Genomic DNA, 16,551 nt, shown 5'->3' on the forward strand with positions numbered 1-16,551 from the left:
TCCGATAGGCGAAGTCCTCAAAACTGCACGGTTTCTCAAGACACGTTGACTCAGTAGGCAAAATCCTGCACCAATACAGCAATTCAGTAGGACGACTTCACTAGAAAGGGAATCCTGTAAAACTGCAGCAATTTCACCCGTTTCTCTTCGACTTAGCTCAAAAGGACCTAAAATGATGTAGCTGTGCAGCAATTCCTGGAAATGTGGACTCATTGAGCCGAAATTCCTGTAAAATAGCAGCAATTCCCTCCACACGTCAAAACCCCAGGAGATGATGATGTCTCCAGAAGGCGATGACGCTCTGAATGCCAAGTTTCGATTAGGTAATCACCCCTCCGAAAAAACAGGGGTTTTCCAACAGCCTGAGTATTGCAGGATTCCCTGTAACGGAGTACACATCATAAAGGAAAGGTGCATTTTAGCAGTTTTTCGGAGTGTCGAGCTTTGAGAATCAAGCTTTGAGAATCAAGCTTTGAGAGTCAAGCTTTGAGTGTCGAGCTTTGAGAATCAGGGGGCCGTCTCACTATAGTTACATACTACTTGTGGGAACCCCCCTGTGGAACTACGAATTACGCCGGATCGGGAGCATCACGCTTACCGTCGTCCCCTGGCCGGGTTCGCTATCCAGCCGGATCGTCCCGTGATGCAAGATCACGATCTTCTTCACGATGGCCAAGCCGAGGCCGCTGCCGCCCGCGTTCCGCCTGCGGGCCTTATCCGCCTTGAAGAAGCGCTCGAATACACGCGCCCGGTCCTCCTCTGCCATGCCAATCCCGGTGTCGGCAATGGTGACGAGGGCTCTGCCGTCCTGACGCGCAAGGCTGACGGTGATCCTGCCGTTCTCCGGCGTGAACTTGATGGCATTGCCGATGAGATTCGTCCAGACGAGGCTCATCAGATCCTCATCGGCTTCGATCGTGACGTCTTCGAGCCGGTCCTCCAAGCGCAGCGCCTTGTCGGCCCTTTGCGGCTCGGCGGCGACGATGACTTGGCGGATCTGTCCATCCAGCCGGTATATGCGCGGCGCGAACGGATGATGCTCCGAATCAAGCGAAGCCAGCTGCAGCAGATTGTCGCTGAGGCGGGACAAGCGTTCGCATTCTGTCATCATAATCTCCAAGTAGCGATCCTGATCCGCTTCGGAGATGACGCGATTGCGGAGCGCCTTGGAGAAGCCGTAAATCGAAGTAAGCGGCGACTGAATCTCATGCGATACGCTGGAGACGAAATCTTGCCGCATCTGCTCCATCTGGCCGAGCTCCTGCGCCATATGGTTGAAGCTGGCTGCGAGGACGCCGATCTCGTCCTTCCGCCGGAAGCTCAGCTTCGTGCTGAAATCCCCCCTCGCCATGCGCTTCGTCGCCTCGGTCATCTTCTTGATCGGCCGCACGACATAGCGGGCGGCGACGAGGAAGCAGAGGCTCCCGGCCGCCAGCACGACGGCAAGGGTGAACAGAATCAGCCGACTGATAAGGTTATCGTCGTTATACTTCATTCGCAAGAAGAGAGCATACGGCTCTCCTTCCTTCAGAAAAGAGATGCCGATGATGGGCTCGGAGTTCTCCGGCTCCGTGCTGTGATACGGCCTCCCGGACAGCACATCCTTCACCACTTGTGCCTCAATCGACTCCGGCGGCCGTCCGGCGAGGACATGCTGCACAGTTGGATCGCCCTTGCTGTCGAATACATGTACCTGCGTCCATTCGAATGATTTCAATGAATCCAGATAATCGCGGAACTCCGCTTCGGGCACCTGCTGATACAGCCGGACCATATCATTGCCGAGCTGGGTCAGGTCTCGAAAGACAATCTCTCTCATCTCTCTCTCGAAAAAAAAGCCGGAAGCGGTAAAAGCAACGATAATGCCTGCGATTACGGCGAATAAAAAAGTGAGCACAACCCGGACGTACAGCGTCCTCATCATGAGAAGACCTCCAGCCGGTACCCGAGACTGCGGGCGGTCTCGATGCGGAACTCATGCGCATGGCCGGCGAAGCGCTCGCGCAGACGCTTAATATGGACATCGACGGTCCGTTCCTCCCCTTCATAATCGATGCCCCAAATGTCGCGTATCAACTGTTCCCGGGTCAAAATCTGTCCGGGATGGCCCGCGAGCTTGAACAGCAGCTCGAACTCCTTGAGCGGCAGCGCCGTCCCCGCGGACTGGTCATCCGCATAGACTTTGTAGCCGTTCCGGTCCAGCTTCAAGCTGCCGAGGCGGATAATCTGCTCGTACACGATCTTGTAGCGGCGCAGCAGCGCCTTTACCCGCATTACGAGTTCCATCGGATCGAACGGCTTCGTTATGTAATCGTCGGTGCCGAGACGGAAGCCCTTTACCTTTTGGCCGGACTCGCCCTTGGCGGTAACCATGAACAACGGAAGATCCGGGTACTGCGACCGCAGCTCGCTGCAGAGCTGCCAGCCGTCCATTACGGGCATCATAATATCTAGGATGACCAGATCGGCCGGATCCGCCTCCATCCGTTGGAGCGCCTGCTCCCCGTCTTCTGCCTCCAGCACCCGGAAGCCTTCATTGCGCAAAAACAAACCTATCATCTCGCGGATATGCTCGTCATCATCAGCGACCAATATCGTTCTCATCGTCGGTTCGACACTCCATTCCCCTCGTTCTCCCTTATATTCCTGTATCTTTTTCTAAATGGATGGCACGATGCCTATATGACAACGAATTTATTGTAATATAACTCACTTGCAGATTCCATGATTTCCCTGACGATTGCGAGTCATCTGGCTCTTCATCGAACCTATCCTTCCTAACCTGAATCATGAATAAGACGATCGCCAACAGGCCGCTCCCGCTCTCGGAAGCAGCCTGCCGATGCCTATCCATGCCAGCCGCATAGTTCAGTCCTGCACCAAGCGGTCCGCGAAATAAATCTCCAGATTCGGATGGACGGCCCGAAGCAGCCTGCAGCGCGGCCGGACCGCGCCGAACATCTCCCCTCGCTGCGGGGCGGTCAGGCCTTCAGCCGTCACATACAGCTTAATGTCCATGACGGTGCCTTCGTCATTCCGTTCATCCTGCGCTTCAATCTGCAGGTCGGATAACGGCCATCCCTGCTCCTCGGCATAGCGCTCCATCTCCGCGCCAACACCGGATGCTAGCGCCATCAACCATAGTTCCTCAGACCTAACGCCCAGCTCTTGCTCGTCCTCCTGCACAATCGAAATGTGTTGGGAACGAACGTTCCCGACCTGACGATGAGGCTCCATTCGTTTGACTACGACTTGCAAATTCAATGCCTCCTTTTCAATACGGCCTGACCTGGCCGCAAGACTTATCCTGTCGAGCCTTCCCTCCGGATTCTCATCATGCCGTACGGAAATTATTCCCTATTATTCGACGTCCCTTTCATTTCCATAGCAACTTCTAATAACACGACTGCAGCGCTGATCTGCTCCAAAATGGCTCTGTACCGCGAAATAAAGCGTCTCTCCGGAAAGGTTACATTTTTGTAATTATGATTCCCGCAGACTATTGTAATCATTTTGTAACCTATGTTAGTCTAGTTTTGTCGAATTTTTAGTAATCCATTTACAGTTTTAACAATGAAGGAGGAGATGCCGTGAAGACCGCCATCCGCTTTGCCCTTGTGGCTGGCGCCGTATTCGGATGCATGCTGTTGGCAGACAGCGCATTAACTCATGCGACTGCCCAAGCCGCCGCAGCTCCGAAGCAGATTACGTTTCAAGTCAACGGTGAAGATTTGCAATTTACGAATAATATTATTCCCATTATAGATGAAGCGCAGAACATGCATGTTCCGCTGCGCCCCGCAGCCGAGCAGTTGGGCTATGAACTGAACTGGCAGGCCGATGGCAAAGGCGTGCAGACCATTGAAATGTCGAATGGCACGAACACGATCCGGATGAAGTCCAACAGCTCCAAGGCCGAGGTGAACGGCAATACGGTGAGCATGGGCAGCGCCCCGATGTCCTATAAGGATAGTACATACGTGCCATTCCGCTTCCTGTTGGATCAGCTTCAATTGAGCTTTACATGGGATGCGGAACAGATGAAGGACATCCCCCGCGTCAATCGGAGCCGGGGAGAGGTACAAACCGCTTCGGCCCGAGCGTCCGAGGATAAGGCCGCCGCGATCTTGAACACGGCCCGCAGCTATCTGGGCGTTCCTTATGTATGGGGCGGAACGTCGCCTAGCGGCTTCGACTGCTCCGGCTATGTGAGCTACGTCTTCCGCAAGCATGGGATTGAGCTTCCTCGCACGTCCCGCGCCATGTACAGCTCCTCAGGCTCGAAGGTGAGCAGCCTGCAGCCTGGCGATCTCGTCTTTTTCGCCAGCAACGGCAAGACGATTTCGCATGTCGGCATTTACATCGGCGACAATAAATATATCAATGCTTCTTCCGGCTCCGCCGGCAGCGTTACGATAACCAGCTTGTCCTCCGCCTGGTCCAGCCGCACTTACGTCGGCGCCAAGCGGGTGCTCTAATTCGATCACGAGACCCTATTCCCTTCTCTGCAACACCTGCCCTGCGATGATGCGTCCGGGCGGGTGTTTTCTTGTTCCCCTCCCCTGAATCGAATCCCGCGTAAATGAACACCGTGCGCCGAATAACCCGGCCAACCGATAGCACCGCTGAATCAGATGTGATTTCCGTCATTGACAAACTCGCCCAGATTTCAAGCAAACCTTCAGAATCGGGCGTTAGCGCGAGCAGGATGGGCAATCCATTCTGTAAACGGTATCAATATGACGGTATAGCCGAATTGTTCCCTTTTTCATAATCTGCTACGCTCGGATTGGAACACCCATTTGAAGGAGGAGAGCAATGAAATTATCCATTGGAGGCTTCTCATTCAACACGATGCGCGTGGAAGGAAAAATGGATATCTTCACTTATATCCGCACGGTGCATGAACGCTTTGGGCTCCACGCTATTGATTTCTGGAATGCTTTCTTTGCCGATACATCCCGGCCAGTCTGGAAGGTGGCGGATGACGGCCATCTGCGCCGTATTCGCCAGGCGCTGGACGAACGGGAGATGACGCTGGTCAACATCGCCGTCGATACGGCGCATCTCTGGGATCCGGACCCGGAGATTCGCGAGGCGCTGCATCAGAATGCGCTCGCCCATCTGCATGCGGCCGAGATTCTGGGCGCGCAGTCGGTCCGGATCGATGCGGTTCTGCATGGCGGCGATCAGGTAAGCGACGAGGCCCTGGAATATATCGCCGGCCGCTACCGTTCGTATGCGGATCGAGCCGCTAAGGGCGGTTATTGGGTCGGCCCGGAGAATCATTCCGGGTTCGCCCTGCACCCAGAAGCGATCGCGCGCATCTCCGAGGCTGTCAATCACCCCCATTACGGCATCCTGCTTCATCTGGGACGCTGGCAGGCGAAAAACAAGCCGATCGTGAACGCCAAGCTGATGGCGGATGAGAATGAGCCCTTCATCTGGGAAGGAGATAGCGAGGTTGCGCGCTGGGTGCGCCATACGCATGTCGATTGGCGGACGCTCCAGGCCCCGAATGCCGCGCTGCGGCTATCGAATCTGATGAAGGCCGGGTACGACGGCTACTGGGCTGTCGAGTACAATGCGCCGCGCGATCAGCTGGCTGCCATAGAAGAGGCGCTGGCACGGCTTCGGGCGCTTCTGGAGGAGACCGGGCCGGACAGCCAGCCGGAAGCATAACGGCCTTGGAAGGCACGCAAGCTCCGCGCCGACAGACAGCACACCCATTCTATTCGCATGAATTCAGGAACGCCAGGAGGCAGATTCGATGGAATCAAGACGTATCGCGATCATTGGAGCAGGCCAGATTGGGAAGCATCACCTGAACGAATATAAGCGAGTGGGCGGCGCCGACATCGTCGCCATTTGCGATATTAATGAAGCCGAGGCGTGCCGGGTCGCAGAGGCGAATCACATTCCCCATGTGTACAGCGATTTCCGCGAGCTGCTGAAGCGCGATGACATCGAAGCGGTCGATGTGTGCCTCCACAACAACTTCCACGCCCCGGTGTCGATCGCGGCCATGGAAGCAGGCAAGCATGTCTATTGCGAGAAGCCGATTGCCGGCTCCTACCGGGATGGCGCCGCGATGCTGGAAGCGGCGCGGGCCACAGGCAAGATGCTTCATATCCAGCTGTCCACCCTGTACACCCAAGAGACGAAGGCCGCCAAAATCCTGATCGACGGAGGCAAGCTCGGCAAGCTGTATCATGCACGCTCGACCGGCTTCCGCCGCCGCGGCCGCCCGTTCGTCGACGGATACGGCACGACGGCGTTCACGCAGAAGGATACCGCCTCGGGAGGCGCTCTCTACGATATGGGAGTCTACCACATCTCGCAGATGCTCTATCTGCTCGGTCTGCCGGCGGTGACCCGCATTAGCGGCCAGACCTATCAGGAGATGGATATGCTGCCGGACCGGAGAGAGATAAGCAAGTTCGATGTGGAAGAGCTAGGCGTTGGCTTGATCAAGTTCGAGGGCGGCCTCACGCTCGATATTATCGAAGCCTGGGCGATCCATCTTGGCGGATTCGAAGGCAGCTGCATCGCCGGCTCCGAAGGCGGCATCCGCATGCCAGCCCGCACGGGGGATCATATTCAACCGTTCACGTACCACAGCACGGCGCTCGACCTGGACCTCGACACGGTGATCGACCTGAATGCGATGGACAGACGCCGCCATCGGCTGAACCCGAACGAGTGGGCGTATGATTCCTCGCAGGGCCACTGGGTTGCCGCGCTGGCCGGTATCGTTCCGCTCCTGCCGACGGCCGAATTGGCCTTGAGCACGATGCTAATCAGCGAGGGCATCTATATGTCCAGCGCACTCGGCCGGGAAGTGACCGCGGAGGAGGTCGCCGCTTCGTCCGTATCGAGCGCGATCCGGTTGTAGAGAGAGGAGCGGTTCATCTGAGGCCGCAGCATACGGCAGGAACAGGCGGATCGGCTTTGCCGGCCAGCTCCTGTTCCTTTTTTTGTTGTACTGCGGGCTTCGGTATCTTGACGCTCATGGCTGCGCGCGGGCGAAGCGAACGGCAGGAGACCGTCTCCATGCAGCCGGGCGCCCTGTCTCGATATGGGCGGTCGCTTGATCCCTGCATATCGTATATGATGGAGTAGTAAGCTTCATCACGAATGGAACGGGAGAGATGACTAGACAATGCCGACATCATTCAACGCCATGAACCATACTCCGCTGGAGACCGCCGCTATCCACCGGTCCAGAGCAGACGACCGGCTCTGCTTCCTGCTTGCCGATGAAGGAGGATGGGGGACGGGCCCCCTGACCTTGTACTCCAGTCCGCGCCCCGAATATGACCCGGAGCAGTCCGCCTTCGCGGCGACGATCGTTCCGGGACAGGAGATTTCATTCCCCGACCCGGCCCCTGGGCGCAGAAGCTACTATCATCTATGCCAAAATGGACAATATCTGCTGACGATCGCCGAGCGCGTGCTTCCGCTCGCGGGCGTCTCCAATTTCCGCGATCTCGGGGGATACCGGACGGCAGAAGGACGTTATGTCCAGTGGGGCAAGCTGTACCGCTCTCCGGAATTATCGGATCTGACTCCGGACGATCTCCACTATCTGGATTCGCTGCACCTGCGCCAGATCTGCGACCTGCGTGACAGCGACGAGGTGACAGCGATGCCGTCGCCGCCGCTTGCGCCTGCCGTCCATTCCCATATCCCGCTCGTCGAGATACTGGGCAAGGACGTCATGCGCCAGCCCGGGGATGTGACGGGCGAGGGCGGCCTGCCGGCAAGCGAGCCGGGGCAGCTGCTCATCGATATGAACCGCTCGCTCGTCCACTCGACGGCGGGAATACGCCGCATCTTCGATCATTTGCTGGCTGAGAATGGCGCTCCTCTGCTGTTCCACTGTACGGCAGGCAAGGATCGGACCGGTCTGGTAGCCGCGCTGCTGCTCCTGACGCTGGGGGTTCCGAAGGACACGGTCATGACCGACTACTTACTGACGAACCGCTATCTCAACACCGGGGTGCTGCGTGCAAAGACGGCTGCCAAGCTGGGCACAGGCAAGATCAGCAATGAAGCGCTCGACGCCGTCTGGGAGGCAAGGTCACAGTATTTGGAAGCCGCCTTCGCGGAGATTGAACGTGAATCCGGCGATGTCAGCCGCTTCGTAACCGAATCGCTCGGCTTGTCCGCAGACGAGATCGCCGGGCTGAAGGATAAGCTGCTGACTGCGCAGCCGTAATCTTGCCGGCCGCCTAATGCCTATCGGCGCTGCATCTCTTCCGCAGGGAGACACAGCGCCGATTTTCCCATTACTTTTTTATTTTTTTGCAATGTAACCCCTTTCAATTTTATACAAATGTAATGCCTCATTACTTATAATTCAAGTCAAGATAAACACATTGGCTTCTCTATTATGATGCCACACACACATCCCATTTTAGACGGGACGGGGGATAATGAAAAAGGCTCGCTCCTTTAAAAAGGAACTCATTTATTCTTTTTTAATCATTACATTTTTTTCGACTGTTCTGCTTGGAAGCTTTCAAATCTACCAATTAATTTCATTGATAAAAGAAAATGAAAAAAGCCAGGCTCAAACGGCGAAGTATCTGTCCGACTATATTAGCAGCTACATTGTAGAGCATAAAAAGGCGATCCAAACACAGGCTGTAAATTTAAAGGAGCTTTTTGCCACTGGGGATGTTCAACGAATTCAAGATCATCTCAAACATATCAAAACGATTTACCCTGGCTTTGTCAATTTCTATGTAGGCGATCAAAATGGCCAATCCATCGTGTTCTATCCCACAGTCAATACCGATGGGACAAAAGGTGACGATCTTAATTTTAGTGATCGTTCTTATTATAAAGAACTGCTTCGAAAGAAAAGCACCGTCATCTCCCCGGTATTTCAAGGCAGAGGCGGAACCGATAATTTATTAGTAACCATTGTGTCTCCCATTATGAACGATGCCGGAGAGATGATAGGATATGTGCTTGGGGCTCTCGATCTGGATGCGTTGAGAGTGCATATACAGAATTGGAGCTTGAGCGAAGAAGGATATGCCGTAGTCCTTGATCATGAAAAAAACGTCATCGTCCATCCTTATGTCGATACGAGGAAAGAACTTGTTAACCTGTCGCACTCTCAGATTGTTCAGCATATTGAAGAACAACATCAGGCTGAAGGAAGCGGTTTTTTCAGTCTGGAAGACCCGCCCGAGGATGTCTATATTACGTATGAAAAAATCAAACCTCTTGATTGGGTGGTATGGGTAGGAAAATCGACGGATGTACTCACGAGTATGTATAGAAATTCGATTTTGACCATCATCATCATTCTTTTTCTTACGACCGTCACCATGGTTGGCGCAAGTCTTTTCTTAACCAACCGGTTGGAAAAAACGATTCGGCAGTTGCTTAACTATATTAAAGAATATACGGTAGATTTTAAAGTAAATCATATTCGAACAAAGAAAATACAAGGTCCAAAAGAACTGGAAGAGCTGTTTTTTTATTTCAATCATATGATTGACGAGGTGGAGAAAAACAGAAAGGAATTAATAGAGTTAAATAAAGAGCTTGAAGGAAGAGTTCAAGAAAGAACCGCGATTTTAAAACATAAAAATTCAGAGCTGAAAGCGGTCAATAAATTAATCACTTCCGTATCTTCCAATAAGGATTTAGCTCAATTTATTCAACACTGTTTGCAAGAAATGACACCGTTTATTAACTATTCGATTCATGTTCTCTTCCATGATCTCGTTGTAACAAATGAGAAGATTCATACGAAGCAAAATTTACTTGACTATCTTAATAATAATATAGCAGGCAAGCTCCAATATATTAAAATCATTCAACTCGAAGAAAAACATAACGGATTTCTCGTCGTTGATCTGGCATCTCAGCAATCCATTTCGGCCAGCGAGCAAGAATTTCTGGATACGTTCTCCAGTTCTATGGCAGTCATGCTGCAAAATAAGTTTTTATTTGAACAAATCCGCAGTAAGAATGCAGTATGGCTAGCTGTTCTGGAAAGTATGTCAGAGGGCTTAATGCTCGTAAACAATCAAAAAGAAGTTGAGTATGTTAATGAATTTTTCCTTAATGTCGTTGCTAACGGAGAAGAGCATAAGGTAAAAAATCTAAATGATGTTTACGAAAGATTTCTAGCCTTATTTGATGTCGACAAAGAGGAGTTAGCCGCCTTCTTCACCGATGAAAATGGAGAACTCAAAATGAAGCATAGGCTTAAATCAGAGTACTACAGGCTTCATAAATTTTTGGTCATGTTAGATGACGATACGATTGGTGAAGGCCTATTGCTGCGTGATATCACGAAGGAAGAGGAAATCGACGCATTAAAAAATAATCTAATCTCGCTTACTTCCCATGAATTCAAAACCCCGATTACAAATATTAAGGGAAGCATTGAAACCTTGCTCCGGCAAGAGGTAGAATGGGGGCCGGAATTCCAGCAAGAGCTTCTGGAGGGGGTCCACGAAGATATTGACAGAATTCTGTGTTTGGTCAACGATTGGATGGATATTTCGAAGATCGAATCCGGAACCATGTACGTGGAAATGAATAAGATCCGTCCCGATCAAGTGATTGCAAAATCGATGGAGCAAATTCCGCTGCCGCTTCGGCGAGATGCGGCCTTCCATTTCCATAATCATCTGGGGAATGACTTTGTATTATATGCGGACAAGCTCCGTGTTCAACAAGTCCTTGTGAATTTATATACAAATGCGCTTCGTTACAACGATGCCGCATTGAAAAAAATCGATGTCTCATTAAATATAGAACAGGATTACATTACAATCTCGGTGTCTGATAATGGAATTGGAATCGCTGAAGATCAACTTGACAAAATTTTCAACCACTTTTACCAAGTAGATGCCACAGCGGCCAGACGTACGGGGGGAACAGGCTTGGGACTTGCGATATGCGTTGGCATTATGGAAGCCCATGGAGGGAAAATCGAGGTAACCAGCAAGCCGGAGGCAGGAAGCACCTTTACACTCTATTTTCCGATCAAGAAAGGGGAAGAATAGGATGAAAAAGCAAAAGATTTGCATTGTTGATGATGAACCGAAAATTCTGCGCTTTGTGTCTGCCAACCTCAAATCAATCGGATATGAAGTAACGACAGCAGGCTCAGGGGAAGAGTTGTTTGCCAATTTCGATCTCATATCGCCTGATTTAATTTTGCTTGATATTATGATGCCGGGACAAGACGGATTCCAAGTGTTAGAAAATATACGCAAATTCTCTAATGTTCCTGTCATTATGCTAACGGCAAGAGGCAATGCCCAAGATAAAGTGCAAGGATTGAATTTTGGTGCAGATGACTATTTAACAAAGCCGTTTTCATTGGATGAACTGTTCGCCAGAGTGAACGCCGTGCTAAGAAGAAGCCAATTTAATGGCGCCAAAGCCTATATGGTGAATACGCCAATCATTCGCACCGGAGAACTTGTCATCGACCTGGGCAGCAGAAGATGCTGGATTCAACAGGAAGAGCTTAACCTGACGCACACGGAATACTCCGTAATGGAAATCTTAGCGCTTAATCTTGATAAAGTCGTTCAGCATGAGACCTTGTTATCAGAGGTATGGGGAGCCCAGTACCGGGATGAGGTGGAATATTTACGTGTTGGAATCGCCAGAATCCGCCGCAAATTAAAAAATCTCTTACACCAGAAAGAAGAATATATTGTCACTTATTCCGGCATTGGCTATATGCTGAAAAGCGTTCCGATTTCGGAATAAACGAATTTTTATCGATTTTCCTGTATTGCACATGTGGCAATACGGGATTTTTTTTGTTATGAACCTCATTTCCCCTCTTCTTATTTATTTTTTCTTTATCATTTTTAATGTTTATGCAATGAAAGTGCTTTCATTTTTATTCGACTGTTATGCCTTTTATCTTATAGTTTTATTGAACGGACACCGAGATAGTACAAATCTACATTCAGGAGGAAATCAAGATGGACAATCATGATGCCGCACCAAAGGGCCTGATTCCATACTGGGTCAAAATCACAATTGTTTTCTTTTTGGGCTGGATTGCCATTTACGCCACCCGCTCCGTGCTTAATCCGGTTATGGACAATATCCAAGCGGAATTTGGCTTATCGGCTTCTCAATTAGGTTTAATTAGCAGTATTTTCTTCATTGGTTACGCAGGACTCAACGTGCCGTCCGGCATATTAGGCGATAAAATCGGCAAGAAAAAAGTGCTTGTTCCCGGTGTTATAATATTCGGAATTTTCGCTGCCATAACAGGCATGATGCCCACATTTGCGCTTTTCATGACAACATGGCTGTTTGTCGGCATATTTCAAGGCTTTTACTACGGGCCTCAGTACGGACTATCCTCAGAAGCGATTCCCAAAAAACATATTACCGTAGGCAGCGCAATTATTAATAGCGGGATGGCATTCGGGCTTTCCCTTGGCTACTTCATTTCCAGCTATACGGTCGGTACGCTAGGGATGAGTTGGAGAGCCCCCTTCTATATTATTGCCGTTCCGGTTGTTCTGATCGGTATCGCAATGTGGATCGTGATTAAAGACAAACCAAAAGCAAAAGGACAAGGAACAGACGAAAAAGCTCCTCAAAAGCTAAAAGTAAAAGAACTATTCAGCAAAAACCTGATTTTTGCGTACATTACGATTTTTTGTGCGATATATGCCTTCTTCGTCGTCGTCACCTGGATCCCGTATTATTTACAGCATGCCCGCGGCATTGAAGGTACCGAAGTCGCCGTTGTCTCTTCACTCGTTCCATGGGCTGCCATTCCCGGTTCCCTCTTGTTCAGTTGGATTGCGGATAAAATGGGTACACGCCGTCCCGTCTTGCTAGTCATGCTGCCTCTGTCCATTATCGCGATTATTTCCATCGTCGCCTTCGATAATATGTGGGTTTTGTATATGGCCTTGATCGGTTACGGCATTTTCGGAAAAATTAGTACAAACCCTGTTCTTGTCGCCGTTGTAGCCGATAATGCACCTAAGCATGCATTAAGCACCGCATTTGGTCTCTACAACTTCATCGGTATGTGCGGCTCGATTTTGGCGCCTTATATTACCGGCTTCCTTACCGACGTAACCGGCTCGCTGAATGCCGGATTCTATTTCGCTGGTTTCCTTCTCGTTATCGGCACCATTTCGGTACTCTTTATCAAGGAAGATAAAAAACGGAATCTGGAAGCTCTCTCGAATTAAGAGAACCGTAATCTTCGTGTGAATGCCGGATCTGGACTGCGTTTCCTCTACGCTGAGATGCAGCCCAGATTCGGTTATGCGGGCAAGCTAAGCGAAAAGGCGAAAAGGTGGCGAGACGGGTACACGTGCCCAATTTCACGCCCACACATCAGCCGTTCCACCCGCTTTGCGCCATGGAGACTACCTGACATTCTTCCAAACATTGATTGCAAACGCCAGGACCGCCAGCACGGAAATGATTCCCCCGCCAATCAGCAGTGCCGTCGCCGCGTCTACGCCATTCGCCGCCATGGCCAGGCCGGCCAGAAAAATCGGCAAGCCGATATTGTGCAGCCAAAAATGCACCGTCCCGAGCGTACTGTCGCCGGCTTGCGGGAAGCGCGCATAGATCAAGCCGCTGATCGCCAACGATACCCAGCCCAGCAGATTCAGATGGGCATGCAGCGACGTATATTGGAACTGGTTGGTCGCTCCGGCGATCAGCCCGGCCACTACCCCCGCCACAAAGTAAAATGCCGCGACCTTAATGAAGCGGACTCCGACCATCATCCTATTCCCCCATCCTGCATCAAATTGGTTATACATATGAACGGCTGGATTTGTTTATTACGAGCGTCGGACCAATCCTGCAAGAGTGCAGGATTGGTCCCGGTTTTCGCTCGTTGGGGAGGGAATTGCTGCATTCATACAGCAATTTCGTCCGTTATGGCTTCGACTAGGGATAATATGAGGAAAATGATGCAGTTGTGCAGGAATGATCTGGAACGGGCCTCTCAAGGAAAGCAAAGCTGCATATTTGCAGGATTTATTGCTGTTAACCATCAACCTTATTAACTAATATACCAAGTAAAGGAATTATAGCCCAGTCTGCCCTATGCGCCACCCACTGCACGGGGCCGCTTCGCGCCAACGGCAAAAAACCGGGTCCCTCAGGAACCCGGTTCATGCAACGGCGCAGCGAACGATACGCTGTATGGTACAGCATCGTCGGCTTATTTTTACGAGTCACAGCATGTCGACGCTCGCGGCAATCATTACCCCAGCGTCAGCACCTCATGCCGGGAGGCCAGCTGGACGAACTCGCCCATGCTTGAAATCTCTCCCGCCTCCAGCTCGTCCGCAATGCCGTAATGATCGACGCATGTTTTGCAGGCGAGCACAGGCACGCCCGCTTTGGCCAGATCAGCCAGCTGCAGCGAGGACATGGACCGGGAAGTCAGAGCTAGCACCCCCCGATTCATGCAGAAAATCGCGGCCGGAAGCTCTTCCTGCTGCTTCAGCAGCGTCAGGAAGGTCTCCAGCACGGACGGGCCAAGCCCGTTCTCTTCGGCGCCGATACGATCCGACGTCAATAGAATGACTTTATTTTTCATGACAGCCACCCTTTCCTCAGCGTGTATCCTTCGACTCTCTTCGACTCTGTTGGCAGGCACCGCCTAGCGCTCCTGCCCTTCCGCATCCGCAGCGGAGTTGCGCGGTTCAGGGGCATGGCTTCAGCAGTCCCCGACCCTGACTTGGCAGTACGGAGTCACTGTACCAGCAACCCGAACAGCCGTAACAGCTCGGGATCACTATCTCAGCAATCCCGAACCACCCCAGCGGCCCGAGTCACTGCATCGACAGTTCCAATGACTCTTCGGAGCATCATCCGTCAGACGTTACTTTTTCGGCAGCTCGAACGAGCTCTTCAACGAGACGATGAGGTTGAATACGATACGTCCATTATTCGTATACTTCGGATCCGCATTGAAATACCCGTGGCGGAAAAATTGATACTTGTCATGGCCGGCGACATCCTTCATATTCGGCTCCACGAAGCCCTGCTCCACGACTAGAGAAGACGGGTTGATCCGATCCAGGAACGTGGTGTCGCCTTCGTCCTCCGTCTCGTCCAGAATGAGCGGCTCATACAGCCGGAATTCAGCCGGAACCGCCTGAGAAGCCTCGACCCAGTGAATCGTTCCCTTCACCTTGCGGCCAGTGAAGCCGCTGCCGCTCTTCGTCTCCGGATCATACGTGCAGCGCACCTCGACGACCTGGCCGTCGCTGTCCTTGATCACTTCGTTGCACTTGATGAAGTACGCGTGCTTCAGGCGGACTTCATTGCCCGGGAACAGGCGGAAATATTTGCTCGGCGGATTCTCCATGAAGTCGTCCTGCTCGATGTAAATCTCGCGCGAGAACGGAATTTGGCGGATCCCCATCTCCGGATTTTCCGGATTCACTTCCGCGTCCAGCCATTCGATCTGGCCTTCCGGATAGTTCGTAATGACGACCTTCAGCGGCTTGAGCACGCCCATCGTGCGCGGCGCCTTCAGCTTCAAGTCTTCACGGATGAAATGATCGAGATACTTCGAATCGACCATGCTGTTCCCCTTCGTCACGCCGATCTCCCGGCAGAACGTCCGAATCGATTCCGGCGTGAAGCCGCGGCGGCGCAGGCCGGAAATCGTCGGCATCCGCGGATCGTCCCAGCCATCCACGACCCCTTCGTCCACGAGCAGCTTCAGCTTCCGCTTGCTCATAACCGTATTTGTTATATTGAGGCGTGCGAATTCATATTGATGCGGCGTCGCCTCCATCTCGCATTCCTGCACGACCCAATCGTACAGCGGACGCTGATCCTCGAATTCCAGCGTACAGATGGAATGGGTAATACCTTCGATCGCATCCTCCAGCGGATGGGCGAATGCGTACATCGGGTAAATGCACCATTTGTCGCCAGTGTTATGATGCGTCGCATGCGCAATGCGGTAAATGACCGGGTCGCGCAAATTGATATTCGGGGAGGCCATGTCGATCTTGGCGCGCAGCACCTTCTCCCCATTTTGGAATTCACCGTTCTTCATGCGTTCGAATAAGTCCAGATTCTCCTCGATCGAGCGGTCGCGGTACGGGCTGTTCTTCCCCGGTTCGGTCAGCGTGCCCCGCATCTCCCGCATCTCGTCAGCGCTTAGATCGCAGACGAAGGCTTTGCCCTTCTTGATCAGCAGCACGGCGCGATCATACATCTCGTCGAAATAATCGGAGGCGAAATAGAGTCCGTCCCAGTCGAAGCCGAGCCAGCGGACATCCTCTTTGATCGATTCGACGAATTCGGTATCCTCCTTGAGCGGATTCGTGTCATCGAAGCGGAGATGCGCGCGGCCCTTGAACTCCTTGGCCAGCTCGAAATTCAGGCAAATCGACTTCGCATGCCCGATATGCAAATATCCGTTCGGCTCGGGCGGGAACCGGGTCACGATCTTCTTCACCCGGCCTTCTTCCAGATCATTCACAATAATATTGCGAATAAAATTCGATGTAGTATTGGGGTTCTCCACCAGCAATCAAC

At 51.9% G+C, this 16,551-nt stretch carries 13 protein-coding genes; 7 read left to right on the plus strand and 6 right to left on the minus strand.

The window, feature by feature from the left end:
* Positions 1–562: 562 nt before the first annotated feature.
* The 3 genes from FLT43_RS15165 to FLT43_RS15175 all read right to left on the minus strand — a co-directional run bounded on the left by FLT43_RS15165 (position 563) and on the right by FLT43_RS15175 (position 3,258).
* Complete coding sequence (locus FLT43_RS15165) at positions 563–1,924, minus strand: sensor histidine kinase (RefSeq protein WP_244194334.1); 1,362 nt, start codon at positions 1,922–1,924, stop codon at positions 563–565.
* Entirely contained in the window at positions 1,921–2,604 is a 684-nt protein-coding gene (locus tag FLT43_RS15170) for a response regulator transcription factor (protein WP_087444422.1), read from the minus strand. Before FLT43_RS15170 ends, FLT43_RS15165 begins: the two co-directional genes overlap by 4 nt.
* A gap of 264 nt (positions 2,605–2,868) precedes the next feature.
* Positions 2,869–3,258: an OsmC family protein gene (locus FLT43_RS15175; RefSeq protein WP_087444423.1), complete on the minus strand. Its 390-nt coding sequence runs from the start codon at positions 3,256–3,258 to the stop codon at positions 2,869–2,871.
* Positions 3,259–3,590: 332 nt separating this feature from the next.
* Between FLT43_RS15175 and FLT43_RS15180 the strand changes: the two genes are divergently transcribed.
* The 7 genes from FLT43_RS15180 (at position 3,591) to FLT43_RS15210 (ending at position 13,217) form a co-directional block, all read left to right on the plus strand.
* A complete protein-coding gene (locus FLT43_RS15180; RefSeq protein WP_087444424.1) occupies positions 3,591–4,478 on the plus strand; it encodes a C40 family peptidase in 888 nt (295 codons plus the stop codon).
* Between the two features lie 340 nt (positions 4,479–4,818).
* Positions 4,819–5,682 carry a sugar phosphate isomerase/epimerase family protein gene (locus FLT43_RS15185; RefSeq protein WP_087444425.1) on the plus strand — a complete coding sequence of 288 codons (864 nt, stop codon included), beginning with the start codon at positions 4,819–4,821 and terminating at the stop codon, positions 5,680–5,682.
* Positions 5,683–5,770: 88 nt separating this feature from the next.
* The gene (locus tag FLT43_RS15190) at positions 5,771–6,895 is read left to right on the plus strand and encodes a Gfo/Idh/MocA family protein (protein WP_087444426.1); all 1,125 of its coding nucleotides are present in this window, start codon (positions 5,771–5,773) and stop codon (positions 6,893–6,895) included.
* Between the two features lie 267 nt (positions 6,896–7,162).
* Positions 7,163–8,221: a tyrosine-protein phosphatase gene (locus FLT43_RS15195; RefSeq protein WP_087444427.1), complete on the plus strand. Its 1,059-nt coding sequence runs from the start codon at positions 7,163–7,165 to the stop codon at positions 8,219–8,221.
* 217 nt (positions 8,222–8,438) lie between these two features.
* On the plus strand, positions 8,439–11,039 hold the full coding sequence (locus FLT43_RS15200) for a sensor histidine kinase (RefSeq protein WP_087444428.1): 2,601 nt from the start codon (positions 8,439–8,441) through the stop codon (positions 11,037–11,039).
* 1 nt (position 11,040) lies between these two features.
* The gene (locus tag FLT43_RS15205) at positions 11,041–11,757 is read left to right on the plus strand and encodes a response regulator transcription factor (RefSeq protein WP_087444429.1); all 717 of its coding nucleotides are present in this window, start codon (positions 11,041–11,043) and stop codon (positions 11,755–11,757) included.
* Between the two features lie 221 nt (positions 11,758–11,978).
* Positions 11,979–13,217: an MFS transporter gene (locus FLT43_RS15210; protein ID WP_087444430.1), complete on the plus strand. Its 1,239-nt coding sequence runs from the start codon at positions 11,979–11,981 to the stop codon at positions 13,215–13,217.
* Between the two features lie 180 nt (positions 13,218–13,397).
* Here the strand turns inward: FLT43_RS15210 and FLT43_RS15215 are convergent, their stop codons facing one another.
* From FLT43_RS15215 to FLT43_RS15225, 3 genes are all read right to left on the minus strand, one after another.
* The gene (locus FLT43_RS15215) at positions 13,398–13,766 is read right to left on the minus strand and encodes a cytochrome-c oxidase (protein WP_087444431.1); all 369 of its coding nucleotides are present in this window, start codon (positions 13,764–13,766) and stop codon (positions 13,398–13,400) included.
* A 485-nt stretch (positions 13,767–14,251) separates the two neighbouring features.
* Positions 14,252–14,590, minus strand: a complete 339-nt coding sequence (locus tag FLT43_RS15220; protein ID WP_087444432.1) for a DsrE family protein — start codon at positions 14,588–14,590, stop codon at positions 14,252–14,254.
* Positions 14,591–14,875: 285 nt separating this feature from the next.
* Complete coding sequence (locus FLT43_RS15225; protein ID WP_087444433.1) at positions 14,876–16,540, minus strand: glutamine--tRNA ligase/YqeY domain fusion protein; 1,665 nt, start codon at positions 16,538–16,540, stop codon at positions 14,876–14,878.
* Positions 16,541–16,551 lie beyond the last annotated feature (11 nt).

The sequence above is a fragment of the Paenibacillus thiaminolyticus genome, from assembly GCF_007066085.1.
Taxonomy (GTDB): Bacteria; Bacillota; Bacilli; order Paenibacillales; family Paenibacillaceae; genus Paenibacillus_B; species Paenibacillus_B thiaminolyticus.